The sequence below is a fragment of the Pseudomonas sp. genome (assembly GCF_049300855.1).
In the GTDB taxonomy this organism is placed as follows: Bacteria; Pseudomonadota; Gammaproteobacteria; order Pseudomonadales; family Pseudomonadaceae; genus Aquipseudomonas.
On record NZ_JBAQKH010000029.1, the window covers coordinates 306,209 to 331,100 of the forward strand.

17 protein-coding genes and 2 pseudogenes are annotated in these 24,892 nt (G+C 58.9%); 16 read left to right on the top strand and 3 right to left on the bottom strand.

Going from position 1 to position 24,892, the window contains the following annotated elements; genetic code table 11:
• Window positions 1-62: 62 nt before the first annotated feature.
• The 3 genes and pseudogenes from WA225_RS16515 to WA225_RS16525 all read left to right on the top strand — a co-directional run.
• Window positions 63-1,313: an MFS transporter gene (locus tag WA225_RS16515; RefSeq protein ID WP_422608727.1), complete on the top strand. Its 1,251-nt coding sequence runs from the start codon at window positions 63-65 to the stop codon at window positions 1,311-1,313.
• 569 nt (window positions 1,314-1,882) lie between these two features.
• Window positions 1,883-2,809, top strand: a pseudogene (locus WA225_RS16520) (HAMP domain-containing protein); the annotation flags it as partial.
• A 345-nt stretch (window positions 2,810-3,154) separates the two neighbouring features.
• A pseudogene (locus WA225_RS16525) lies at window positions 3,155-3,670 on the top strand (methyl-accepting chemotaxis protein); the annotation flags it as partial.
• A gap of 121 nt (window positions 3,671-3,791) precedes the next feature.
• Here WA225_RS16525 and WA225_RS16530 read toward each other — a convergent pair.
• Window positions 3,792-4,712: a LysR family transcriptional regulator gene (locus WA225_RS16530; RefSeq protein ID WP_422608728.1), complete on the bottom strand. Its 921-nt coding sequence runs from the start codon at window positions 4,710-4,712 to the stop codon at window positions 3,792-3,794.
• 269 nt (window positions 4,713-4,981) lie between these two features.
• Between WA225_RS16530 and WA225_RS16535 the strand changes: the two genes are divergently transcribed.
• The 4 genes from WA225_RS16535 to pgm all read left to right on the top strand — a co-directional run bounded on the left by WA225_RS16535 (window position 4,982) and on the right by pgm (window position 11,211).
• On the top strand, window positions 4,982-6,004 hold the full coding sequence (locus tag WA225_RS16535; RefSeq protein WP_064118012.1) for a zinc-dependent alcohol dehydrogenase family protein: 1,023 nt from the start codon (window positions 4,982-4,984) through the stop codon (window positions 6,002-6,004).
• A 547-nt stretch (window positions 6,005-6,551) separates the two neighbouring features.
• The gene (locus tag WA225_RS16540) at window positions 6,552-8,012 is read left to right on the top strand and encodes a hypothetical protein (protein WP_422608729.1); all 1,461 of its coding nucleotides are present in this window, start codon (window positions 6,552-6,554) and stop codon (window positions 8,010-8,012) included.
• Window positions 8,013-8,061: 49 nt separating this feature from the next.
• Window positions 8,062-9,459: a PLP-dependent aminotransferase family protein gene (locus WA225_RS16545; RefSeq protein ID WP_422608730.1), complete on the top strand. Its 1,398-nt coding sequence runs from the start codon at window positions 8,062-8,064 to the stop codon at window positions 9,457-9,459.
• Window positions 9,460-9,564: 105 nt separating this feature from the next.
• Window positions 9,565-11,211 (top strand): phosphoglucomutase (alpha-D-glucose-1,6-bisphosphate-dependent), encoded by a 1,647-nt coding sequence (pgm, locus tag WA225_RS16550; protein WP_422608731.1) that lies wholly within the window; start codon window positions 9,565-9,567, stop codon window positions 11,209-11,211.
• A 59-nt stretch (window positions 11,212-11,270) separates the two neighbouring features.
• On the opposite strand, the gene WA225_RS16555 is transcribed toward pgm, so the two are convergent.
• Complete coding sequence (locus tag WA225_RS16555; RefSeq protein WP_422608732.1) at window positions 11,271-11,966, bottom strand: pirin family protein; 696 nt, start codon at window positions 11,964-11,966, stop codon at window positions 11,271-11,273.
• 277 nt (window positions 11,967-12,243) lie between these two features.
• On the opposite strand from WA225_RS16555, the gene WA225_RS16560 reads away from it, so the two are divergent.
• A complete protein-coding gene (locus WA225_RS16560; RefSeq protein ID WP_422608733.1) occupies window positions 12,244-14,718 on the top strand; it encodes a UvrD-helicase domain-containing protein in 2,475 nt (824 codons plus the stop codon).
• Window positions 14,719-14,767: 49 nt separating this feature from the next.
• On the opposite strand, the gene WA225_RS16565 is transcribed toward WA225_RS16560, so the two are convergent.
• Window positions 14,768-15,040 carry a DUF1652 domain-containing protein gene (locus WA225_RS16565; protein ID WP_038367758.1) on the bottom strand — a complete coding sequence of 91 codons (273 nt, stop codon included), beginning with the start codon at window positions 15,038-15,040 and terminating at the stop codon, window positions 14,768-14,770.
• Window positions 15,041-15,303: 263 nt separating this feature from the next.
• Between WA225_RS16565 and WA225_RS16570 the strand changes: the two genes are divergently transcribed.
• The 8 genes from WA225_RS16570 to WA225_RS16605 all read left to right on the top strand — a co-directional run bounded on the left by WA225_RS16570 (window position 15,304) and on the right by WA225_RS16605 (window position 24,892).
• Complete coding sequence (locus WA225_RS16570; RefSeq protein WP_422608734.1) at window positions 15,304-16,119, top strand: helix-turn-helix domain-containing protein; 816 nt, start codon at window positions 15,304-15,306, stop codon at window positions 16,117-16,119.
• A 52-nt stretch (window positions 16,120-16,171) separates the two neighbouring features.
• The gene (locus WA225_RS16575; RefSeq protein WP_422608735.1) at window positions 16,172-17,578 is read left to right on the top strand and encodes an NAD(P)/FAD-dependent oxidoreductase; all 1,407 of its coding nucleotides are present in this window, start codon (window positions 16,172-16,174) and stop codon (window positions 17,576-17,578) included.
• A gap of 42 nt (window positions 17,579-17,620) precedes the next feature.
• Window positions 17,621-17,965 (top strand): cupin domain-containing protein, encoded by a 345-nt coding sequence (locus WA225_RS16580; RefSeq protein WP_093431317.1) that lies wholly within the window; start codon window positions 17,621-17,623, stop codon window positions 17,963-17,965.
• A gap of 58 nt (window positions 17,966-18,023) precedes the next feature.
• A complete protein-coding gene (locus tag WA225_RS16585; RefSeq protein ID WP_257355198.1) occupies window positions 18,024-19,109 on the top strand; it encodes a polyamine ABC transporter substrate-binding protein in 1,086 nt (361 codons plus the stop codon).
• Window positions 19,110-19,579: 470 nt separating this feature from the next.
• Window positions 19,580-21,043 (top strand): serralysin family metalloprotease, encoded by a 1,464-nt coding sequence (locus tag WA225_RS16590; protein WP_422608736.1) that lies wholly within the window; start codon window positions 19,580-19,582, stop codon window positions 21,041-21,043.
• A gap of 93 nt (window positions 21,044-21,136) precedes the next feature.
• Window positions 21,137-21,559, top strand: coding sequence for an AprI/Inh family metalloprotease inhibitor (locus WA225_RS16595; protein WP_422608737.1), 423 nt, complete (start codon window positions 21,137-21,139; stop codon window positions 21,557-21,559).
• Window positions 21,560-21,770: 211 nt separating this feature from the next.
• On the top strand, window positions 21,771-23,546 hold the full coding sequence (locus WA225_RS16600; RefSeq protein ID WP_422608738.1) for a type I secretion system permease/ATPase: 1,776 nt from the start codon (window positions 21,771-21,773) through the stop codon (window positions 23,544-23,546).
• On the top strand, window positions 23,543-24,892 hold the full coding sequence (locus WA225_RS16605) for an HlyD family type I secretion periplasmic adaptor subunit (protein ID WP_422608739.1): 1,350 nt from the start codon (window positions 23,543-23,545) through the stop codon (window positions 24,890-24,892). The genes WA225_RS16600 and WA225_RS16605 overlap by 4 nt, the downstream gene beginning before the upstream one ends.

Genomic DNA, 24,892 nt, shown 5'->3' on the forward strand with positions numbered 1-24,892 from the left:
TAGATCATCCGGTTTTCGGCGCCTAGACTTCGGCTCGCAATGAAAATTGGGAGATCCGTGCAATGAATGACTGTGTATGTAACGCCGTATCCGACCGCCATTGCGGCGTCGGCGCGGACGTAGAGCCTGCGGCACCCGCGTGGATGGCCGTCTTCTCGTTGGCAATGGGGGTGTTCGGATTACTGACCGCTGAGTACCTTCCGGCCAGTTTGTTGACGCTGATGGCGACTGATCTGGGGGTGTCCGAAGCGCTGGCAGGCCAGGCGGTAACGGTGACCGCCGTGGTGGCGCTGTTCGCTGGCTTGTTGGTGCCAGGCCTGACCCGCGGCATCGACCGACGTTGGGTGTTGTTGGGTTTTTCCATGTTGATGGTCGCCTCCAATCTGTTGGTCGCCGTTTCCTCCAGCTTCGCGGTGCTGTTATCGATGCGCATCTTGCTGGGCATTGCCCTTGGCGGGTTCTGGAGCATGGCGGCGGCGGTTGCGATGCGCTTGGTGCCAAGTGCCTTGTTGCCCCGGGCGCTGTCGATCATTTTCAGCGGCATCGCCATCGGCACGGTAGTGGCGGTACCGCTGGGCAGCTATCTGGGCGGGTTGTATGGCTGGCGCAGCGCGTTCTTTGCCGCGGCGGCGGTAGGCATGGTGACCCTGGCTTTCCAGTCGTTCACTTTGCCGCGTCTTGCGCCGCGCCGGCCAGCAAGACTTCGCACCGTTTTCGAGGTGTTGCAGCGCCCTGGCATCGCCATGGGAATGTTCGGTTGTGTGCTGGTGCACAGCGGGCACTTCGCGATGTTTACCTATGTTCGGCCATTCCTTGAAGGGACTACCGGCATCGGCGCGCAAGGGCTGTCACTGATGCTGCTGGGGTTCGGTGTGGCGAACTTCGTCGGCACGCTGTTGGCCGGCAGGCTGCTGGAGCGTCACCCGCTGGCCACTCTGGTGTTGATGCCCGCGCTGGTCGGCGTTGCAGCACTGGCGTTGGTGCTGTTGCCGGCCTCGGTGCCGGGGCAGGCGGTACTGCTGGCGGTCTGGGGCATGGCCTTTGGTGGTGTGCCGGTGGCGTGGTCGAACTGGGTCGCCAGCGCGGTACCTGATCAGGCGGAAAGCGCCGGAGGCATGGTGGTGGCATCTGTGCAGTCAGCCATTGCCACAGGCGCCGCCGCTGGCGGTGCAATGTTCAGCCTCGGTGGCAGCGCAGGCGTATTCGTAGCGGCGGCCGTGCTGATGCTGCTGGCGGCGTTACTGATTGCCCTGCGTGTCCGCGTCCCAGCTGCCCATGACGTTCGCCAGCCCAGACCCGCGTTGCACCTTTGATTCGGTTCGCCAAACCGCCTCGATCCGTCCGTAACCGGGGACGTCGTGTTATCGAGCTGCAGGCGGGGCGAACCGATCCTGTTCTGTTACTGAACTCCCACGCCGCTAATGGGCCAGGTGGACTTGGTCCAACTGGCGCAGAAGCCGGATCCCGAAATCCGGCAGGAATGGGTCAGTGAAGCGGCGGCCAGGAAAATCGATGCGCCGCTTTAGAAGGTTTTCCAAGGCAGGGAAGCCTTTTTTAATCGCAGATAGGTTGCCCTGAGTCTGCCGATGTTCGCCGTTCTAAAGTGCGCACCGTCGCGGTCGATAACTCAGAGTACGCATGGGCTCTATCTCCTCATAACAACACATGCGACGTTCACTGCTAGCGTTTCCCCTTGCCAAAACTATAAATATCCGCAGGTGAAGTCATGAATATCAAGCAGAAGCTGACTTGGGCGTTCGCAGCTATTGCGTGCGTCCCGGTCATCTTGGTCGCCGTTTTGGTAGTGCTGAATTTGCGAGAGGGGGCCCAGGCCAATTTTCTCGACAGCAGCGGTCGTGAGATCCGCCAGATCGACAATGGCATGAAGCAGTTTTTCGACGGCATAAGCCAAAACGTCGACTATGTAGCCAAGGACCCGCGCGTTGTCGCGGCCAAAGACCTCAAGAGCTACGCGGGTGCCGAAGCAGCGCAAATTCCACTTACTCAGGCCAACAAAGAGCTGCTGGCGATATTTGACCAGTTCGCCAAAAGCCATCCGAGCACTGCTTATCTGTCCCTGGGTCTGAGCGACGGCGGCTACGCCAGTTGGCCGGACGACACCAAGCTGAACAACTACGACCCGCGCGTACGTCCCTGGTATAAAGCGGCCATCGCCGCTCCAGGCGCCACTGTGCGCACGGGTGCCTACTATTGGGCGCCGGACGATGTGACGCTGATCGGCACCGTGCGTACTGTCGCCGACGCCAGCGGGAATATCCTGGGAGTGGTGGGCCTTGACGTATCGCTCAAACAGCTCACTGAACTGGTGCGCAACATCAAGCTGGGCGATAGCGGCTACCTGATGCTGGTGGAAGACAACGGAAACGTGCTGGTAGACGCCAGCGACGCGAAGCACAACTTCAAACCTCTGGCCGACCTGGGTCCCAACTACGCCGAACTAGCCAAGAGAGGTGACGGCGTGACCCGGATCGAGATCGATGGCGTGGCTTACATGGCCAACGTGGTCAGTTCCAAAGACCTGGGTTGGCGCTTTATCGGACTGATCAAGCGTGATGAAGTGATGGCCGACGTCAGCCGGCTGACTTGGTTGATCGCCGCCATTGCCGCGGCATTGGCGTTGGTGTTCGCGATAGTAGGCACCAGCTTTGCCAGCGTCATCGTGCGTCCGATTCGCGGCGTGGCCGACGGCTTGCAAGAAATCGCCGAAGGAGAAGGCGATCTGACTCGCCAACTCCAGGTGCAAGGCAAGGACGAAACCGCCAGCCTGGCGGGCTGGTTCAACCAGTTCCTGGGCATGATCGCGCAATTGGTGCAACGCATCGGCAACGCCTCATCGGACCTGCAGACCGCCGCCGCGGATACCAGCGAAGTGGCCAACAACATGAACCAGGCTGCAGGCCGCCAGCGTGAGGCCGTGGAGCTGGTAAGCACTGCGTTCAACGAAATGGTCGCCACTGCCAACGAAGTTGCACGTTCGTGCAGTGCTGCCGCGTCGAGTGCCGACGAAGGCTACCGCGACGTCCATGACGGCCAGCAGCACATCGGCGAAGCCACCGGCAGCGTGCTCAAGCTCAGCGAAGACCTGCAAAAGTCGACCCAGACCATGCAGTTGCTGGAGCAGGACAGCCAGAACATCAACACCATTCTCGACACCATCCGCTCGATTGCCGAGCAGACCAACTTGCTAGCGCTCAATGCGGCGATTGAAGCGGCGCGCGCCGGTGACCAAGGCCGAGGCTTCGCCGTGGTCGCCGACGAAGTCCGCGCCCTGGCTCGCAGGACAGCCGACTCCACCGGAGAGATCGACAGCTTGCTGGGCAATCTCGCCCGCCGCACTCAGGAGGTCACGCAGCAGATGCAAGGCAGCCTGCAAGTGTCCCACGCCAGTGTTGAACGCATCCAGCAGGCGCGTGACAGCTTCGACAAGATCCGTGGCTCGGTGGACTCGATCCGCGACCAGAATACCCAGATCGCCACAGCCGCCGAGGAGCAGCACCAGGTGGCGGAAGAGATCAATCGCCACATCGCGCAGATCCATGCCGATGCCCAACTGGTCGAAGGCTTTGCTCAGTCGTCACAGGCAGGTTCGGGTCGATTGATAGAGATTTCTGGTCAGCTCAAAGGTTTGGTGGGTCGTTTCAAATATTAGTATCCCTACCCGAATGAAAACGGTGAGCGCTCACTGTTTTCATTCGGCCGACATACGCAGGGTTATCGCTTCTACCGTTCCGCTGAAAGCCTCAGGCCGGTCTATCGAATAGCAGGGAGTCCTAGCCCTGGAGACTATCCGGATCCCCGAAAAACATCTGAATCCGCGACCGTAACCACCGCTCACCCGGATCATTATCCTGCGATCCCCGCCAAGCCATATGCAACTCAAACGTACGCGTCGGCAACGGCGGGTCTTCCGCGCGAACGCCGCCAGCCGCCGTCAACGCATCTGCCGTGTAATCCGGCACGGTCGCCACGATGTCAGTGCCTGCCAGCAACGTACTCAACCCATTGAACTGCGGAACGGCTAGCACCACATGACGTTTGCGGCCCAGTTTCTCCAGCTCTTCGTCAATAAAGCCACTGAGGTCGCCAGCAAACGACACCAGCGCATGCGGACGCGCGCAATAGTCATCCAGGCTCAACGGCCCCGGCACGGTATCGGCACGCAGCAGTTTTGGCGCGCTGCGACGCAAGACCTTGCGCTTGGCGTTGGCCGGCAGGTCCGTGGTGTAGCTGACACCAATGGATATTTCGCCGGAGGCCAACAGGCCCGGCATCAATATGTAGTTGACTCGACGGATCACCAGCACGATGCCCGGGGATTCGGCGCGCAGGCGTTTGAGCAGCATTGGCAGCAAAGCGAACTCGACGTCGTCGGACAGGCCGATACGAAACACCGAGGTACTGGTAGCCGGGTCGAATTCGGCGGCACGGCTGACGGCGGTCGAAATCGAATCGAGGGCCGGCGAGAGCAGGGCGAAGATTTCCACCGCGCGGGCGGACGGTTCCATGCTGCGCCCGGTGCGTACAAACAGCGGGTCATCGAACAGGCTGCGCAGGCGCGAGAGCGCCGCACTGATCGCCGGTTGACCGAGAAACAGTTTTTCTGCCGCCCGGGTCACACTGCGTTCGTGCATCAATGTTTCGAATACGATCAACAGGTTCAGGTCGACACGACGCAGGTCATTACGATTCATCTGGAGTCCTGGCAGAGTCATCAAGCTTGACGAGAGCGGCCATATGAGAACAATGGCCGGCATGAATCTTACGGGGAAAGGCTGGTACTCTGCACCGGAAAATTCAGCTTTACTGAGACGGTGGCGACAGTTTTTCATCGTTTTTGCCAATGCCGCCCCTGCTGCGGAATCAATGACAGGCATGTCGACTATTAATAGCCACTGATAGTCTTGGGTTAAAAGCCCAGATAGAGTTCATGGCATTAGAGGTTACTTTGACGAGGTTTGCGATGTCCCGCACGATCCGTTTTCACAAGTTTGGTCCGGCCGAGGTGCTCAAATGCGAAGAGCATGCGGCCGCTCAGCCAGGTCCTGGCGAAGTGCAGGTGCGTGTCGAGGCGATCGGCATCAGCTGGTATGACACCCTCTGGCGTCAGAATCTGGCCTCGTCTCAGGCGCGGCTGCCTGCCGGTCTTGGTCACGAGATGGCCGGTGTGATCACCGCTGTCGGCGACGGTGTCGATGATCTGGCAGTGGGTGACAAGGTCGCCAGCTTTCCGGCCGAGAGTGCGAACGACTACCCGGTCTACGGCGAATCGATCGTGCTGCCGCGTACCGCGCTGACCCGTTATCCGGATGTGCTCAGCCCGATTGAAGCCAGCGTGCATTACACACCGCTGTTGATCGCCTACTTTGCCTACGCCGATCTGGCACGGGTCAAGCCGGGCCAGTTCGCTCTGGTGACTGACGCCAGTCACTGCGCCGGCCCTTCGTTTGTCCAGTTGGGCAAAGCCATGGGGGTACGGGTGATTGCCGCCACCAAGGAGGCGGAGGAACGCGAGTACCTGCTGTCCCTCGGCGCCGAAAAGGTGATTGTCACCGAAGAGGAAGATCTGTTGATGCGAATCAACAAGATCACTGACAACCGCGGTGTCGACGTAGTTTTCGACGGTCTCGGCGGCCCACAGATGTCACTGCTGGGTGATGTGCTGGCGCCGCGTGGCAGCCTGGTGTTGTACGGCCTGCAGGGTGGCAATCAGACACCGTTCCCGGCCTGTGCGGCGTTCCAGAAGAATATTCAGTTCTTCGTGCACTGCATTGGTAACTTCACCGGCAAGCCGGAGCTGGGCATCACTCAGGATCACGTCGCGCTGCAACGTGCCCTGCGTGATATCAACCAGTTGACCGCTGATCGCGTGTTGGTGCCGCTGAAAACGCGTGTATTCCCGTTCAACGAGTTCGTCGAGGCTCACCGCTACATGGACGAATGCCCATGCCGCGAGCGTGTCGCGCTTCAAGTCGAACCTGCGTAAGTCTGCTCGTCAGAGTCCGTGGTTCCACGGACTCTTCTGCATTTATTCCTTTCGAAAAACAGATCCCCGCGGGTGCTGCATCCGCGGTCGTGCAGCAACTGAACTGGTTTTTGCCCGCGATCTGTATCTTCTAATCACACTTTAAGCCCTGATAATTGAATGATTACTTTCATCTCAAGGAATGAGTCATGGCTGTGCATTCAATTTGCCCCGAGCAATATCATTCGGCTAGCTTTTCTGGTCGTGCCAATTTTTGTTTAATTGCTGTAGGGCCCTTCGGAAACCACATCTCTTTTTCTTGTACTCATTTTCCGTGGGATGCTGTGGGAAGTTTCCTAGGAATATTTAACGTTAAAATAAACCTATAAAAAACAGTAAGTTAAAGTTGTGTTGCGGGCGACTTGCGGATTTCCGATGCTCAAGTGTTTCAAATAACTACAAATTTGTAAGTGTTAGCATCTGAGCGTCTATTACTTATTGATGAATTGTCGCGAAGCAGGCGTTTGAACTGCTGCGGCAGGAATCTTTTTATACCGGGTAAATACCGATGAGCACGATCCATGATCAGGCAATGAACTATGTCTACCAGCAAGTATTGCAACGTTTGCTGAGTTTCTTCTCTCGCGCCGAGCGCACGGCCTTGCAGCTGCTGATTCAGCGACTGGTCGTGGCCGCTGGCGGCATGGATAACATTGGTCACTTCAAAGTGCTGGTAAACCAGTCCGGATCGCGTGACAGCTGCTACACACTGGCACTGCTGCGGGCGGCGCAATTGAGCCTCGCCGTGCGTGCCCCGGCGACCTTCCAGCTGCGCGTGGCGACCTTGCGCTGGAACGGTGACAGCGCAATGGCATTGCAAAACATACACCGCAGCTACGCCGCGCTGTTTCTCTACGATGATCCTCGGGTCGAATTGTTGATGGTCGATCACCGCGAGGTATTGCCGTTCGATTATCAGGCGCCGATCTGTGACGGCGGGCGTGAAGCCAACCGGATCAATCTGCTGCTGATCGCACATCGACGAACCTTCAGTGAAACACTCGAGTTGTGGGATGACGCTTATCTCGCCACCGCCGAGTACTACGGCCAGATTGCCCGCTGGAACAATGGCGTCGATGCAATGATCGGTGCTGAATCGCCGCGTCGGCAGCAGCACTTCATGAGTGGCTTGAGTCGCGCGCTGCAAAAAGCGGCAATTTCCGGGCCGCTGGCCAGTACCGCCGGTTTTGAGGTGCTGTTCCCGTTACTCGACGGGCTGGGCGGAAATTTCTACCGTGAGTTCTACGCCGACGAAGAACAGATAACCTGGCGCCCCGAAGGTCAGTACGAGGCCTGTCGGCGCACCGGCTTCGTCAATATCAACGACATGATCGTCGGTAAACTTGAAGAACGCTGGCCCTTGCTCACTGAGTTCCTTGGTTTCCAGGCCGACGATCTGACGCTGTATCAAAGTGATGATGAGTACGCGGACCCCTTGGTCGCCGCACACTTGCGCGGTCTGCAGGCGCAGATCATTGAGGGCCGAACCTATGAGGCCGGCGTCAGCGAGCATCTGCAGAGCACCTTGCTGGAGATGCGCCGCAAGCAGGTGCCCGAGCCGGTGTGCGAGCAACTGCTCGCCAGTTTCGGTGATCTGAATGATCCCGAACATTTGCGCGCACAGTCACAAGCATGGCTATTGGCCAATTTCGATCTGAACGAAGTCCAGCTGACCTGCCTTTTGTTTGCACCGTTCATTGATCATGGGGCCGGTCTCGAACAGTTTTTGCGCCATTGCCACCCGGGCATGCTGGTGGCATTGCCGGATCTGCACCGGGCTATGCAGGGCCAGCATGCGCCGGAGCAGGTGCTGAAATGGATGACCGAGGTCAGTGGGTTGCCAGTCAGCTTGATTGTGCGGCTCTACGCCATGGGGCCGATGCCGGCCGTCTGCGCAACGCCTTCGTTAGAAGACGATCTGCGTGCAGCGGCTGCAGCGCCTGACGTCGATCGGTCGGCGGAAGGCTGATCGTGAGCGATTGTCGAGGATATGAATCGATGCCCGTGGAGGCGGGGTCGTGAAAGCGACGCGGGAAACCGACTTCGTTTATCAGGCGGTTTATCGGTATCTGACGCAACTGATCAGTGAAGTAGGCAGAAACTCGGCAGTGCGCTTGCCCTCATTGCGGCAGTTGGCGGAGCGCTTGAATGTGTCGATCTCGACGGTGCAATACGCTTACTCGCTGCTGGAAAAGGAAGGTCGGGTCTATTCGATAGCCAAGTCCGGGTATTACGCACAAGCGTTGCCGACTGTGGACCTGCTCGGCAACGGCAGTGATTTGCTTGAAACTGTTTACATCAATGCCAGGCGTCCGGGCATGTGCGTGTTAAGCGCCGACGATCCGGCGTCGTTGCAACCGCTGGACAGTCCATTGCTGATGCTCGAGCGCGAATTGTTGCGCCAGTATCCGCGCCAGTCCCAATGGCTGGTGCAACCGTGTGGCGACCTGGAGTTGCGCACCGTGCTCGCAGCTCGCTACACCTCGTCGACGGTGAATAGCTGGCAGGCGGATGACGTTTACATCGGCGCCGATTTGCGCGGAGTGCTGGAGATACTGATATCGGTGCTCGAGTTGCGCCGAACCACCGTGGTGGTCGAATCACCGTGTGACTGGGTGATCCTGCGCCTGCTGGAAGCTGCCGGTGTGCGCGTTATCGAGTTACCGATGCTGACCGAAGGCGTGATCGATCTGCAACAGCTGGAGTCACTGCTGAGAAGCGAGCCGGTGCGCCTGGTGCTTTTGTCCGCCGTGCTGAGCATGCCTCGAGGCAGCCTGATGCCTGTTGCCACTCGACAGGCGATTGCGCATCTGCTCGGCAGTCACGGCATCTGGGTGCTGGAAAACGACTGTTACAGCGAACTCGATGAGAGTGGCGACGCGCAGCGTCTGCGCGATTGGCTGGACCCTGATCGTTTGCTGGTGTTTTCCACGTTCGAGAAATTCATCGGCGCCGAAGCGCCTTTCGGTTTTGTCCTGTCGCGCCATTGGCGTAGCGAACTGCAGCGCCATTTTCTGTTGCGCGCGTTCCGCTTGTCGCCGATCCGCCAGAAGGCAGTTGCCAGGTTGCTGGGCGGCGGTCGGCTGGACCAGCATTTGGCGATTCTGCGGCGGATGCTCAAGGAGCGGCGGACGCAGTTGATTCAGTTGTTGCGCGAGCGTGGCGATGCGTTGCAGATTGTCGAGCCGCAGGGTGGGGCGACGGTCTGGGTGCGTTCGCTGCGACCGGTGGACATGGGCAATGTGTTCCAGCGCCTGCTCAGGCAGCAAATCATCATTGCGCCGGGCGAGTTGTTCAGCCTCCAGGGCCTGCATGCGCACCATCTACGCTTGAGCCCGCTGGAGCATGGTGATCATGACTTGGCCAGCGTCGTCGGACTGCTGGGTGACGCCTTGCGTCTGGCACCTGGAGATTAACGTTAAAAAACATCGGGAGATGGCCGGATACATCTCATCGCACTGCGGTCAAACTGCCAGTAAACTGCGCTGTATTCTCGAACCACTCTATTTCAGAGGTTTTGCATGACTCTCAGTCCTTTTGCGGGCAAACCGGCACCGGCAGAATTGTTGGTCGACATCCCGCGACTGGTAACGGCTTATTACACGGGCCAGCCGGACGCCTCGATTTCCACACAGCGTGTGGCATTCGGTACCTCCGGGCACCGGGGCAGCTCCTTCGATTTGAGTTTCAACGAATGGCACGTTCTGGCCATCAGCCAGGCGATCTGCCTGTATCGCGAAGCACAAGGGATCACCGGGCCATTGTTTGTCGGCATCGACACTCACGCACTGTCGACTCCAGCCGGGGCGAGCGCGCTTGAAGTGCTGGCGGCGAACGGTGTGACCGTCATGATCGCCGAAGGCGATGAGTACACGCCGACACCGGCGATTTCCCATGCGATTCTCTGCTACAACCGTGGTCGCACCTCGGGGCTGGCTGACGGCGTGGTCATCACGCCTTCGCACAACCCGCCACAAAGCGGCGGCTACAAATACAACCCGACCAATGGCGGCCCGGCCGACACCCACATCACCAAATGGATCGAAGCCAAGGCCAACGAACTGCTGGCCAACAAACTGGCAGGCGTGAAGCGCATCAGCTACGAGCAAGCACTGAAGGCCAGCACGACCCATCGTCACGATTACCTGAACACCTACGTCGCCGACCTGATCAACGTGATCGATTTCGACGTCATTCGGGATGCCAAGCTGCGTCTGGGTGTCGATCCACTGGGTGGTGCAGGGGTGCGTTACTGGTCGGCCATCGCTGAGCATTACCGTCTTGATCTCGACGTGGTCAACAAAGCAGTCGACGCGACTTTCCGTTTCATGACCGTCGACTGGGATGGTCAGATCCGCATGGACCCATCGTCCAGCCACGCCATGCAGGGTTTGATCGGCCTCAAACAACGTTTCGACGTCGCTTTTGCTTGTGACCCCGATCATGACCGCCACGGTATCGTGACGCCGTCCGGTGGTTTGCTGGCACCGAACAGCTATTTGGCCGTGTCCATCGACTATCTGTTTCAGAACCGTCCGCAATGGCGCGCTGATGCCGCCGTGGGTAAAACCGTGGTCAGCAGCGGCTTGATCGATCGGGTGGCCAAGCGTTTGGGCCGTCGCCTGTACGAAGTGCCGGTCGGCTTCAAATGGTTTGCCGAAGGCTTGTTCGACGGTTCGTTGGGTTTTGGCGGGGAGGAGAGTGCCGGCGCATCGTTCCTGCGCAAGGACGGCGGCGTGTGGAGTACCGACAAGGACGGTCTGATTCCGGCTTTGCTTGCTGCCGAAATGACCGCGCGTACCGGCCGCGACCCGAGCCAGGCCTACAAGGCATTGACCGATGAGCTGGGCGAGCCGTTCTCGGTGCGCGTCGACGCCAAGGCCAATCCGGAGCAGAAAGCGCTGCTGAGCAAGCTGTCGCCAGCGCAGGTCACTTCGACCGAATTGGCGGGCGAGAAAATCCAGAGCATCCTCAGTCACGCACCGGGCAACGATCAGGCGATTGGCGGCCTGAAAGTCATGACCGAAAACGGCTGGTTCGCCGCACGTCCGTCGGGCACTGAGGACATCTACAAGATTTACGCTGAAAGCTTCATCAGCGACGACCACCTCAAGCAACTGGTGGTTGAAGCGCAGACGTTGGTAGACGGCGCGATTTCCGGCAAATGATCTGAAAGCGGCACCTGCAAAAAGGGCGACTTCTAAGTCGCCCTTTTTTTGTCCGCGATTTATGCCAAATCCACCAGCACAATTTCGCTGTCTTCAAGCGCCGTGACGGTCAGCACCCGTTCATGCGCCACCGCGACGCCGTCCCGAGCTTGTGCGCGCAAACCATTGACTTCGATCACCCCTGTGGCAGGGACCAGATAAGCCCGGCGACCTTCATCCAAAAGATATTCCGCGGTTTCCCCGGCCTTGATATTGGCTGCAACCAGGCGCGCATCCGCACGAATGCGCAGGCTTTGGTCGTCGCCTTCCTTGCCGCTGGCCAGTGTCACAAAGCCTTCGCGCTGACCTTTCGGGAACGGTTTCGCTCCCCATGACGGTGGCGCGCCGGTTTCAGTGGGCAAAATCCAGATCTGAAAGATCTTGGTGTCCTGCGCTTCCAGGTTGTATTCGCTGTGCGCAATGCCGGTGCCTGCGCTCATCACTTGCACGTCGCCAGCCTCGGTGCGGCCCTTGTTGCCGAGGTTGTCCTGGTGGGTGATTGCACCTTCGCGTACGTAGGTGATGATTTCCATGTCGCGGTGTGGGTGTTGCGGGAAGCCCGTGCCCGCCGCGATCACATCGTCGTTCCACACCCGCAGGTTGCCCCAGCTCATGCGCTGCGGGTCGTAGTACTCGGCAAACGAAAAGTGGTGATGGGCATCCAGCCAGCCGTGATGGGCGCCGCCCAGCGAGCTGAAAGGTCTGAGTTCAAGCATGATCGTCTCCTCAAAAGGTTCGTCAGGGGGCGCACGGTCAGCACCCATTGCGAATCCGGTGGTGTATGACGGCGATCATCTATCAGGCAAACATCGATAAAAAGCGTAAAAAATGCGGCATGACCATCGAATTAGCTGATTGATCAAAGGCTCGAAATCGTCTCGGTACACCTTCAATTCATCGCCTAAGCCAATGACCTGTAAGCATTTCGCTAGAACTCACGGGCAAATAAAGCCACCATAGCCCCCAACAGCCTCAGCCCTGGAGTCCGTCAGCGTGGCGCAACACACCCCCGATCTTCCTCCCGAACTTCGCCCTTTGGCCGAGATGCCCTGGTTCAAGCGCCTCGCCGCGCGCTTTTTTGGCCATGGCTTGACCCGTCTGCGCGCACAACACCGGGCGTCGTGGCTGCATGGTCAGGCAGATGGATTTCGCAGCGGTCACACCGCCGGCGTTGAATACGGCTTTAAAGAAGGCAAGCTTGAGGGGCTGGAAGAAGGGCGGCAGGTGCTGCTGATCCGCGACAGCCGCAACACTGAGCATCGTCCGCCGAACGTCGACAACCATCTGTTCGATGACTGGCGCCTGCCGCTGACCGCCGAATTGAAGAAGCGCATGAAGGCCGACGTTGCGCGATTGCTGCCCGAGCACGCCCAGCCGAGCGCTGCACAGTGGAAGATGATTTTCAGCGACACGCCGTCAACCTCCGTGGTCGCTGGCGCGGGGGCCGGCAAGTCGACGACGTTGGTGCTGCGTATCCTGCTGCTTACGCACTACCTCGGTTTTGAACTTGACTCGATGACCGTGGTGACGTTCACCCGCGAATCACGCAAGGATTTCATCCATAAATTGACCGAGCTGTTCGCGCTCTGGGGCCATGCCCTGAGCTTGAAACAGGCGCGGGAACTGGTGCGCACCTTCCATTCGCGCATCTTGCCGATGGTGCGTAGCCTACCGGGCTTTGAGCGTTTGCAGGCTTTCGAGAACCTGAGCAACCGAGCACAGGGCGCAGACGAGGAGGTCGACAGCAATCCGTTCGACCTGCGAATCAACGACGCTCAGCGCCAGCAACTCAATGCCTGCTATTACCGTTTGTTTAACGACGATGAGCGTTTCCGCCAATTGATTCAGCCGTTGTCCCGCGCCGGATTGCAGCTCAAGGAGTTGGAGCGCGATCACCCCGATGTGCAGAAGCGCATGGCCGTGACCGAACTCGCGTCCCGGCGCGATGACGAACTGTGCGACGCCATCGAGGATCTGTGGTTTCGCGCCGGCGCCTGGCCGATCAAAGGCATCGAACCGAATCGCCAGGTCTTCGACATCAACGGCTCGACCTTTCATTGCCATGGCTATGTGCCGAGTCTGGATGCCTGGGTTGTGCTCGGGTTCGATCCGCGAGAAAACCCACAAGTGTGCCGACCGAACGCCAAGCTCAGTGTGCGCGCAGAGTGGGCGGTGAAGCGCACCCTGTTTCAAGCTTTCTGTCGTAAGCCATTGATTTGGCTGGATAACTACGATTCGGCGAAGCGCGTTCTGGCCACTTTGGCTGGCGACGCGAGCGCAGGTCCGGGCTTCGATTACAAGGTCAAGGGCGAGTTGGCTTCCGCGCCGTTGCTTGATTGTTTTGTCGCTGCCGCAGGGTTCATCGAGAACCTCGGCCTGGACGTGCCCGACGCGGTCGGACGCATGAGTTTCGCCAAGGATGACCCGGACCGGTATTTCTTCGAGGCGCTGAGCCTGTTCTGGCGGGCATTCGAGGATCACTTGCTCGACCAGAAGCCGCCAGTAATGACCTATAACCGCATGTTCGCGCTGTTCAGCGAACACTCGCCGGAAAACCTCAAACTGCTCGGCGATGCGCTGCTGCGGCCGATGGCGCACCTGATGATCGATGAATTTCAGGACGTATCGCCGCAGATCGTTTCATGGATTCGTGCCAGTCTCAGAGAAATCCGCAGTCGTGGTCCGGCCATGCATGTCGGTCGCTGCGCACAGCGCTCCTCGTTATTGTGCGTGGGCGATGACTGGCAGTCGATTTACGGCTGGCGCGGCAGTTCGCCGAGTTACTTCATGGAGTTCAACAAGGAATTCCCGTCACCCAGCACCACGCGGGTGATGCTAAGCGATAACTATCGCAGCCATCAGCACATCATTGATGCGGCAGAGCATATCGTTCGCGCGGCGCCGGCGATTGCTGGCAAGAAAGCCAAAGCCAGTGGCGCAGCCAAGCCGCTGCAACCGGTCAACGTGCTGGAGCGCGATGATCAAGCGCTGGGGCAGCGACTGGCCGAGCACTATCGACAGGGCCATTCGATCTTGATGCTTTATCGAAAAAGCAGCGATAAGTCATTGATTGAAGAGCATATTCAGGCTGTAGTTAATGTTGAGTCGAGCTTGCCGTACGAAGCACGACGGCTGAAACAACTGACCTACCACAGCGCCAAAGGCTTGCAGGCCGACGCGGTGTTTCTGCTCGGCGATTGCCAGCACCTGACCAGTTCGCCGTACAAGAATCAGGTCTATCGCATGGCCGGATTGGGCAAAAGCGGCGACAGCGAACCCTACGACAGTGCACAAAAGGACGAAATACTGCGCCTGGCCTACGTCGGCATCACCCGGGCGGTCAGCCATTGTTACTGGTATGTCGAGCCGCAAGATGCGCAAGCGGTAAACATGCCACGGGCATCCGAACGGGTCGCCAAGGGTAAGCCGTTTTTCGTTGATCACCGTGCGGAAAAACAACCTGCCTGAGTACAAAAAAGCCCGCATCAATGCGGGCTTTTTGTTTTTAATCAATAGGTTATGCGTAACTCCTGAGAGACTCCGGAGGTACAAAAGCTTCCAGCTCGTCCTCCACAGCCTCGATAATTCGCTCGACATCGGCCGCATTCATCACCGTCGCGCACGGGATGCCGGCAATCGCGATCATGGTTTCGCCACTGGCGCGATCAAACAGACGGGCAATCATGCTGCCCGGCGCGTCCATCGTCGCCTCGAAACCCATGGGATGAAAATGCCAGCGCATCAGCTGGCATGCATTGGGGAACGTGACTTTGCTTGACCCTTTATTCATGTGTTGCCCGCCTTCTTCATCGAGCGCTTCCGTTTGCTCATGTTAGGTGGGAAGAGCCTTCATTGGCTCAACCGGTGACTGCCATTAAAAGTAGCATCCCGGTGTGAAATCCCTGTGAGATTTTTCAGTTCTTTTTGCGATTGCTTCGCATTTTTTGATGTAAGTCACGGCCTACGCAAACGTCGCCAGAATGCCACTACGGATTAGTCATTGAAGCCGGTGCCGAACTTGGGCAAGCTCGATTCTTTTTCGCCGAGCCCCTTATGCACGCCGACGACGACGGCCCCGAACAGACTCCGGCCACCGCTGCCACGGTCATGCGCTATCACTTGAGCTGGAAGCACCGCGATCTGGACAGCGTCATGGCGCTGTATCACCCGGACATCCAGTACAACGATTTCTTCCAGAACCGCGTGCTCGGCCTCGACGAATTGCGTGAGTACGTGCGCGTCAGCATGCCGCGAGAATCCGACGAGTTGCTTGAGCATTGCGACCGAATTCGGATCGACGGCAATACCGCGTTCATTCAATACGAAGTGACCTTGCGCGGTGGTGAAGGGCTGGTGTCGTTCCGCTCCAGTGAGGCGATCACGGTCAAGGACGGGCTGATCTGGCGCGTCAACGAATACGCTTCGCTGGTGCGCACGCAGAGCGAGGGCAGCAAAACGCCGAGCCAGCGCCCGGCAGTCAGTCGTCTGGGCCTGTCGCCGCGCCAGTTGAGCTTCATGGCTGACGATCTGCAGCAATACTTCGAGCGGCAGCAGCCGTACCTCGATCCCGAACTCGACCTTCAGCGCGTGGCGAAGGAGTGCGGCTACAGCCGCAACCAGATTTCCTACCTGTTGAACCAGGTGCTGGGGCAGCGCTTCTATCGCTACGTCAATCAGGCGCGCCTGCAACATTTGCTGCGCGCGCTGGAAAACGCCGTGCCACCAGTGCGCATCGATGAGCTGGCCTTCGCTGCCGGGTTCAATTCGTTGTCGGCGTTCTACAGCTGTTTCCGGCAGCACACCGGCCAGTCACCCAAGGCTTACGTTAAACAAATTTCTTTGCGGACACGCGCGCAAGACTTCTCCTGAGCCTGCGCACTAGGATCGACGCCATCGAAGAATTTCAGTGGCGGAGTCTTGCATGCCGGCGTGGCGCACTATCAGTTTGTGGATGGATCAACTCGACGAGCCGCTGACCGCGCGGCCTGAGTTGCAGCGAGACCTGGACGTCGACGTGGCCATCATTGGCGCCGGTTACACCGGGCTGTGGACCGCGTATTACCTGAAGAAACTCGCCCCCGGTCTGGATATCGCCATTATCGAGGCGCAAACCGCCGGTTTCGGCGCCTCTGGCCGCAACGGTGGCTGGCTGATGGGCAATCTGCTCGGCGAAGATCGTCTGCTGGCCGGGTTGTCGCCGGAGCAGCGCCGCGCGTCGTTCGATCTGCTGCACAGCATTCCGGATGAAGTGGAAATCGTCCTTGAACGTGAAGGCATCGACTGCGATTACCGCAAGGGCGGCGTGCTGTATTGCGCGGCACGTTACCCGGAGCAGGAAGCGACGCTGCGTGAATATCTGGCCAAGCTGCACGCCCAAGGCCTGACCGACGACGATTACCGCTGGCTCAGCCCCGAACAACTCGCGCAGCAGATCCGCGTCGCCAAGCCTTATGGCGGGATTTACGCACCTCATGTGGCGACTATCCATCCGGCGAAACTGGTACGCGGCCTCGCGCGAACCGTGCAAAACATGGGCGTGAAGATTTACGAAAACAGCCCGGTCACCCATTGGCAATCGGGCAGCCTGCGCACGGCCAAGGCCAGTGTGCGCAGTCGCTGGATCGTGCCGGCCGTCGAGGGTTATTCGGTGACGTTGCCGCCACTGGGCCGCTATCAGTTACCGGTGCAGAGCCTGATCGTTGCCACCGAGCCCTTGTCCGCCGCGACCTGGGACGAGATTGGCCTCAACCGTGGACAAGCCTTCAGCGAATTCAGCCGCCAGGTCACTTACGGCCAGCGTAGCGCGGATAACCGCCTGATCTTCGGCGCACGTGGCGGTTATCAATTTGCCGGCAAGCTGCGCCACAACTTCGATCTGACTCGCGATGAAGTCGAGTTGCGTCGCTACCTGTTCGGCGAACTGTTCCCGCAATTGAAGAACGTGCAGATCACTCACGCCTGGGGCGGCAATCTCGGCATGTCCCGGCATTTCAAGCCGCACATGCTCTGCGACCGCGCCAATGGCATCGCGCTGTCCGGCGGTTATGGCGGCGAGGGCGTCGGTGCGAGCAATCTCGGCGGCCGGACCCTCGCGGACCTGATTCTTGAGCGCGACAGTGAATTGACTCAGCAACCGTGGGTGCTGCCGGACGGCGGCATTCATGCGCTGCGCGCCTGGGAGCCGGAGCCATGTCGCTGGCTCGGCTACAACGCGATCATCAAAAGCTTTGTCCATGAAGACCAGACCCTGGCCAATCCGGCGACTGCGCCATGGCGGCGCAAACTCGCCAGCCAGGTGGCGGGTTTCATGGAAGGTTTCATGCACTAAACGCCGATTGACTTCAAGAAAGCCCAAAAGACAGGTCAGACCATGAGCATTACCCAGTTTAAAAACACTGCAACCCTGCAACTGGATGAGTCCAACCCGGTGGCCGTGCCCCTCGGCGAACCGGTGGCGATCGCTTCGACCACCAGCGTCGAGCGCGACGACGGCGTCGAAACCGGCGTCTGGGAATGCACGCCGGGGCGCTGGCGCCGGCAGATCACCGCGCAAGAGTTCTGCCATTTCATCTCCGGGCGTTGCACGTTCACCCCCGACGGTGGCGGCGAAACCCTGCACATACAAGGTGGCGACGCACTGATGTTGCCGGCCAACACGCTCGGGATCTGGGATATCCAGGAAACCGTGCGCAAGAGCTACGTGCTGATTTTCTGATTGTTTGATCCTTTGATTGCCTGCCAACAAAAAAGAAAACCCACACAGGAATCGATCCATGATCCGCAAGACCCTCGCTCTGGCACCGCTGATGCTCGCCGTTTCCCTTGCTCAGGCAGCGGAAACGGTCAAGGTTTACAACTGGTCCGACTACATCGCACCGGACACCACGAAGAACTTCGAGAAAGAAACCGGCGTCGGTGTCACCTATGACGTCTACGACAGCAACGAAACCCTCGACGGCAAGTTGATGACCGGCAAATCCGGTTATGACGTGGTGTTCCCGTCCAACCACTTCATGGCCAGGCAGATTCAGGGCGGGGCGCTGAAGAAGCTCGACAAGAGCCAATTGCCGAACTGGAAAAACCTCAATCCGGTGCTGCTCAAAGCGCTGCAAACCAACGATCCGGGTAACGAGCACGGCTTCCCGTACCTGTGGGGCAGCACCGGCATCGGCTACAACATCGCCAAGGTCAAAGCGGTGCTGGGCGACAACGCGCCGGTGGATTCCTGGGACCTGATCTTCAAGCCCGAGTACATGGAAAAGCTGCAGAAGTGCGGCGTGGCGATCCTCGACAACGGCCCGGAATTACTGCCGGCGGCGCTCAACTATCTGGGCCTGCCGCACCACAGCAAAAATCCCGAGGACTATAAGAAAGCCGAAGCGCTGTTGATGAAAGTGCGGCCGTACGTCAGCTACTTCCACTCCTCGAAATACACCAGCGACCTTGCCAACGGCGATATCTGCGTGGCGGTTGGTTTCTCCGGCGACATTCTGCAAGCCGAGAATCGCGCCAAGGAAGCCAAGAACGGTGTCGACATTGGCTACAACATTCCCAAGGAAGGCGCAGCCATCTGGTTCGACATGGTCGCCATGCCCGCCGATGCGCCGGACGAGAAGGCCGGTTACGCCTTCATGAACTACCTGCTGCGCCCGGACGTGATGGCCGGCATCAGTAACTACGTGCACTACGCCAACGGTAACGAGCAGGCGGACAGCCTGATCGACCCGGCGATCAAGAACGACACCAAGGTGTATCCGAGCCCGGAGATGATGGGCAAGTTGTTTGCGCTGGAGGCGATGCCGCTCAACATTGACCGGATCCGCACCCGTGTGTGGAACAAGATCCGCACCGGTAGCTGATCACCCAGGCATACATAAATCACCCCTGTGGGAGCGAGCTTGCTAGCGAAGGCGAAGTGTCATTCAGCATCAATGGTGAGTGACTAGAAGCCTTCGCGAGCAAGCTCGCTCCCACATTGGGTTTTCAGTGTTTTAGAAAGTGATATCAATACACTGGCATTGCACTAATAAAGTGCAGCAAAGTGAGACGCGTCTAACAAAAAACAACTTACCGATATTTAATATTTAAATAGAAAATCGTCAGACAATTAGGCAAAAGCACCACAACTAAAACATTCTTTCGACCCCGCGCGCTTTGTTTACGGCAGTTTTGCGAAACAGTCCGATTTGATCTCAAAAAAATCCTTTACGGCAGATTTCAAATTGTGTCAGGTTTCTTACGCCTTCATTGGGCGAGTGATAGGACGATCTCGCCAGAGAACGTCCTGTCGGACAAAAACTGTTCCATTGCTAAACAAGGAAGTGTGTTTATGTCGAAAGTTAAAGCTAATGCTATTGATACCGCCGAACAGGCTTTTTTGCTGTCCGCAGCGCCACAATCCCTGGCTGCGGCCAGCTCGGCGTATAACCAGATCAATAGCTTCAGCCATCAATACGATCGTGGCGGCAACCTCACGGTCAATGGCAAACCCTCCTTCTCGGTCGACCAGGCCGCCACCCAGTTACTGCGCGATGGCGCGCACTGGAACGACCTTGATCACAGCGGCAAAATCGAACTGACCTACACCTTTCTGACCGCCAAAACCGCCAACTTCAGCGGCCTGGGTGTCACCGGGTTCAGTCAGTTCAGTTCCCTGCAGAAGGCTCAGGCCGTGCTCGCCATGCAATCCTGGGCCGATGTCGCCAATGTAACGTTTACCGAAGCTGCCAGAGGTGGCGATGGTCACATGACCTTCGGCAACTACAGCGGCGGCCAGGAAGGGGCAGCAGCGTTTGCGTTCCTGCCAGGCACCGAGCCTGGCTACGACGGTCAGTCCTGGTACCTGACCGGCAGTGGCTACGACGTCAACAAAACCCCGGGCCTGAGCAATTACGGGCGTCAAACCCTGACGCACGAAATCGGTCACACCCTGGGCTTGTCTCACCCTGGTGATTACAACGCCGGCGAAGGCAACCCGACTTACAAGGATGCTTCCTACGGGCAAGACACCCGCGGTTACAGCCTTATGAGCTACTGGAGCGAAAGCAACACCAACCAGAACTTCAGCAAGGGCGGCGTAGAAGCCTATGCTTCCGGCCCGTTGATGGACGACATCGCCGCCATCCAGAAGCTCTACGGCGCCAACACCACCACCCGTACCGGTGACACCACCTACGGTTTCAATTCCAACACTGGCCGCGATTTCCTCAGCGCTTCGTCGTCGAGTGACAAAGTGGTGTTCTCGGTGTGGGATGCCGGCGGCAAGGATACTCTGGACTTCTCGGGCTTCACCCAGAACCAGAAGATCAACCTCAATGACGCCTCGTTCTCCGACGTTGGCGGCCTGGTGGGCAACGTGTCCATTGCCAAAGGCGCGATCATCGAGAACGCCATTGGCGGTTCGGGCAACGACCTGCTGATCGGTAACAGCGTGGCCAACGAGCTCAAGGGCGGTGCCGGCAACGACATCCTCTACGGCGCGGGCGGTGCCGACAAGCTGTGGGGCGGCGCGGGTTCGGACACCTTCGTGTTCGCTGCCAGCTCGGACTCCAAGCCAGGTGCGATCGATCAGATACTCGATTTCGTCAGCGGCCTCGACAAAATCGATCTGACCGGTATCACCAACGGTGCGGGCCTGCACTTCGTCAGCAGCTTCACCGGTGCTGCCGGCGACGCCATCCTGACCTCGTCGGGCGGCAACAGCCTGCTGTCGGTGGACTTCTCCGGGCACGGCGTGGCTGATTTCCAGGTCAGCACCGTTGGCCAGGCCGCGACCAGCGACATCGTGGCGTGATGTAGCAGTGGAAAGCGGCGTGTGATGCGCCGCTTTCTTTACTTGCATCGGTCGAATCGGTAGGCAAGGCTACGCGCCGGAGCGAAAATTCCCATGATCAATAAAGCTTTTACCTACACGGTAGCGGCGTGGCTTTCGGCGGCGCTCATGATGATTTCAGGAGAAACCAGTATGGCAAGCAGCCTCAGACTTGAAGAACCCTCGGTATTTGCCGGGCCCTGGCAGGCCACCTTGTCGACCCGGGATGACGACGCACAAGCGCAAAAGCAGCAGGACAAACCCTCCAACACTTGCTCCTTGGAATTAAAAGTAAACAAGACCTTGGGAGAGGGCGCCGACTGCCTCGGCGCGTGGCTTGAAGAAACCCCGATCGGCTGGTTTCCCGATCCCGATGGCCTGTCGATCACCGGCAAGGAAGGCTCAAGAATCCAGTTTTTCAGCCGACAACGTGATGGGTTTTATCTGACGACTTTGAAGTCGGGGCTGGTGATTACACTTGAGCGTGCTGCGCAATAGTCTTGATCATCCAGCGAACGACACAGTTTTAATATAAAGCGACACGCGGTGGTTATAAGCAGACAGGATCGATTGCAACTGCACCGCCTTAAATTGCGGAAGTTGTTATGAAAGTGTAAGCAGCCACTTGAAAAGAAAATGCCGACTGTGCGCGGATAACTAATTGCAGTCTTGCCAAAGATTGGCGAGAGATATCTTTCAGGAATAATCAATGAAGATGGCGAAGGCCCCAGCCACCGCTCCCTTATTCAAGGCATTGGGTGACTATAAAAGTATCCTGATCAGCGTCGGTTGCTTTACCGCACTGATTAACGTGCTGATGCTGGTGCCCTCCATCTATATGCTCCAGGTCTATGACCGGGTGCTGTCGTCGCAGAACGAAACGACCCTGGCGATGCTGTCGCTGATGGTCGTAGGCTTTTTTGCCTTCATCGGTCTGCTGGAGGTGATCCGCAGCTTTATCGTCATCCGCATCGGCAGCCAGTTGGAGCGCCGCTTCAACCTGCGTGTCTATCAAGCGGCGTTCGAGCGCAACCTGTTCAAGGGCGAGGGTAACGCCGGGCAATCGCTGGGCGATCTGACGCACATCCGCCAATTTGTCACCGGGCCTGCGCTGTTCGCGTTTTTCGATGCGCCGTGGTTCCCGGTTTATCTGTTTGTGATTTACCTGTTCAACGTCTGGCTCGGCGTGCTCGCTACCGCGGGTGCACTGCTGCTGATCGCGCTGGCGTGCCTCAACGAATACATGACCAAGAAACCGCTGGGCGATGCCGCGGGCTTTTCGCAGAAATCCAGCCAGTTGGCCACCAGCCACCTGCACAACGCCGAAACCATTCAGGCGATGGGCATGCTCGGCTCGCTGCGCAAGCGCTGGTTCCAGGTGCACTCGCGCTTCCTCGGCCTGCAAAATCAGGCCAGCGATACCGGCGCGGTGATCAGTTCGTTGAGTAAAACCCTGCGCCTGTGCCTGCAATCGCTGGTGCTGGGCCTTGGCGCATTGCTGGTGATCAAGGGCGACATGACCGCCGGGATGATGATCGCAGGTTCGATCCTGATGGGCCGTGTGCTCAGCCCGATCGACCAGTTGATCGCAGTGTGGAAACAGTGGAGCGGGGCGAAGCTGGCGTACCGTCGTCTCGATGCGCTGCTGCAAGCGTTCCCGCCGAGTGACGAGGCCATGGCGTTGCCCGCGCCGAAAGGCCAGATCACCTTCGAACAGGTCAGCGCCGGCCCGCCGGGCCAACGTGCGGCGACCTTGCACATGGTCAATTTCAATCTCGCTGCCGGTGAAGTGCTGGGTGTGCTCGGCGCTTCCGGTTCCGGCAAGTCGACGCTGGCACGGGTGCTGGTCGGCGTGTGGCCGACCCTGGGTGGCATCGTGCGCCTGGACGGCGCCGACATTCACCGCTGGAACCGCGATCAACTCGGTCCGTACATTGGCTATCTGCCGCAGGACATCGAACTGTTCAGCGGCAGCATCGCCGAGAACATTGCGCGCTTCAGCGAGGCGGATGCACAGAAAGTCGTCGCCGCCGCGCAACAGGCCGGCGTCCACGAAATGATCCTGCGTTTGCCGCAAGGCTACGACACGCAACTGGGCGAAGACGGCAGTGGTCTGTCGGGCGGCCAGAAGCAACGCGTGGCACTGGCGCGGGCCATGTACGGCACGCCGAGCCTGGTGGTGCTGGATGAGCCGAACTCCAACCTCGATACCGTCGGCGAGGCCGCATTGGCCAGCGCCATCGCCGCGCTTAAAGCCCAAGGCACCACCGTGGTGCTGGTGACACACCGCTCTTCGGTGCTGGCCCAGGCTGACAAACTACTGGTTCTCAATGATGGCCGTTTGCAAGCCTTCGGCCCGAGTCAGGACGTGCTCAAGGCACTCTCCGGCCAACAGGAGCAACAACGTGAGAAACCTGCGCAAGCACCGGGCGGGCTCAGCATGAGCCGACAGTATCAGCCCTCGACAAGGAATTCGGGTGTATGAGCAGCGCCAGCATGAACACTGAAAACGAAGCGAGCATGGAACACGCCTACATCACCGAACGCCCTGAACGTGACGCGAAGTTCTTCGCACGCATGGGCTGGATTCTGGCCATTGTTGGCGCCGGCAGTTTCTTCACCTGGGCGGCATTGGCGCCGCTGGATCAAGGCATCCCGGTGCAGGGCACGGTCGTGGTGTCCGGCAAGCGCAAGGCCGTGCAATCGATGAGCAGTGGCGTGGTCAGCCGGATTCTGGTGCGCGAAGGCGAGATCGTGAAACAGGGCCAGCCGCTGTTTCGTCTCGATCAGACCCAGGTCGCGGCCGACGTGCAATCGCTGCAAGCGCAATACCGCATGGCGTGGGCGAGCCTGGCGCGTTGGCAGGCCGAGCGTGACAACCTCAAACAAGTGACCTTTCCGGCTGAACTGAGCAGCGATCCGGATCCGCGTCTGGCCCTGGTGCTGGAAGGTCAGCGGCAACTGTTCAGCAGCCGTCGCGAAGCGTTCTACCGCGAGCAGGCCGGATTGCGCGCAAGCATCGAAGGCGCCACCGCGCAACTGGCCGGCATGCGCCGCGCGCGTACCGACCTCAATGCCCAGGCCGATTCGCTGCAGCAACAATTGAGCAACCTGCAACCGCTGGCAGACAACGGCTACATCCCGCGCAACCGCTTGATGGAATACCAGCGTCAGCTGTCGCAAGTGCAGCAGCAACTGGCGGAAAACACCGGTGAAAGCGGGCGTGTGGAGCAGGGCATCCTCGAGTCGCGCCTGAAACTGCAACAGCACGGCGAGGAATATCAGAAGGAAGTGCGCACGCAACTGGCCGATGCGCAGTTGAAGAGCGTCACCCTGTCCGAGCAACTGACCTCCGCCGGTTTCGACCTGCAACACAGCGAGATTATCGCCACCGCGGACGGTGTCGCGGTCAACCTTGGTGTGCACACCGAAGGCGCCGTGGTGCGTCAGGGCGAGACGTTGCTGGAGATCGTTCCGCAAGGCACGCGGCTGGAAGTGGAAGGGCATTTGCCGATCAACCTGATCGACAAGGTCGGCACACATTTGCCGGTGGACATTCTGTTTACCGCGTTCAATCAGAGCAAAACCCCGCGTGTGCCGGGCGAAGTCAGCCTGATTTCCGCCGACCAGATGGTCGACGAGAAAACCGGCGTGCCGTACTACGTGTTGCGCAGCAGCGTCAGCGATCAGGCCATGGAAAAACTCAACGGTCTGGTGATCAAGCCCGGCATGCCGGCAGAAATGTTCGTGCGCACGGGCGAACGTTCACTCCTCAACTATCTGTTCAAACCGCTGCTCGACCGGGCCGGCTCCGCGTTGACCGAGGAATAA

Coding starts and splice junctions, on each gene's coding strand:
- WA225_RS16515 (WP_422608727.1), top strand. CDS start 63: ATGAATGACTGTGTATGTAACGCCGTATCCGACCGCCATTGCGGCGTC.
- WA225_RS16530 (WP_422608728.1), bottom strand. CDS start 4,712: ATGAATCGTAATGACCTGCGTCGTGTCGACCTGAACCTGTTGATCGTA.
- WA225_RS16535 (WP_064118012.1), top strand. CDS start 4,982: ATGTCCCGCACGATCCGTTTTCACAAGTTTGGTCCGGCCGAGGTGCTC.
- WA225_RS16540 (WP_422608729.1), top strand. CDS start 6,552: ATGAGCACGATCCATGATCAGGCAATGAACTATGTCTACCAGCAAGTA.
- pgm (WP_422608731.1), top strand. CDS start 9,565: ATGACTCTCAGTCCTTTTGCGGGCAAACCGGCACCGGCAGAATTGTTG.
- WA225_RS16555 (WP_422608732.1), bottom strand. CDS start 11,966: ATGCTTGAACTCAGACCTTTCAGCTCGCTGGGCGGCGCCCATCACGGC.
- WA225_RS16565 (WP_038367758.1), bottom strand. CDS start 15,040: ATGAATAAAGGGTCAAGCAAAGTCACGTTCCCCAATGCATGCCAGCTG.
- WA225_RS16570 (WP_422608734.1), top strand. CDS start 15,304: ATGCACGCCGACGACGACGGCCCCGAACAGACTCCGGCCACCGCTGCC.
- WA225_RS16575 (WP_422608735.1), top strand. CDS start 16,172: ATGCCGGCGTGGCGCACTATCAGTTTGTGGATGGATCAACTCGACGAG.
- WA225_RS16580 (WP_093431317.1), top strand. CDS start 17,621: ATGAGCATTACCCAGTTTAAAAACACTGCAACCCTGCAACTGGATGAG.
- WA225_RS16585 (WP_257355198.1), top strand. CDS start 18,024: ATGATCCGCAAGACCCTCGCTCTGGCACCGCTGATGCTCGCCGTTTCC.
- WA225_RS16590 (WP_422608736.1), top strand. CDS start 19,580: ATGTCGAAAGTTAAAGCTAATGCTATTGATACCGCCGAACAGGCTTTT.
- WA225_RS16595 (WP_422608737.1), top strand. CDS start 21,137: ATGATCAATAAAGCTTTTACCTACACGGTAGCGGCGTGGCTTTCGGCG.
- WA225_RS16600 (WP_422608738.1), top strand. CDS start 21,771: ATGAAGATGGCGAAGGCCCCAGCCACCGCTCCCTTATTCAAGGCATTG.
- WA225_RS16605 (WP_422608739.1), top strand. CDS start 23,543: ATGAGCAGCGCCAGCATGAACACTGAAAACGAAGCGAGCATGGAACAC.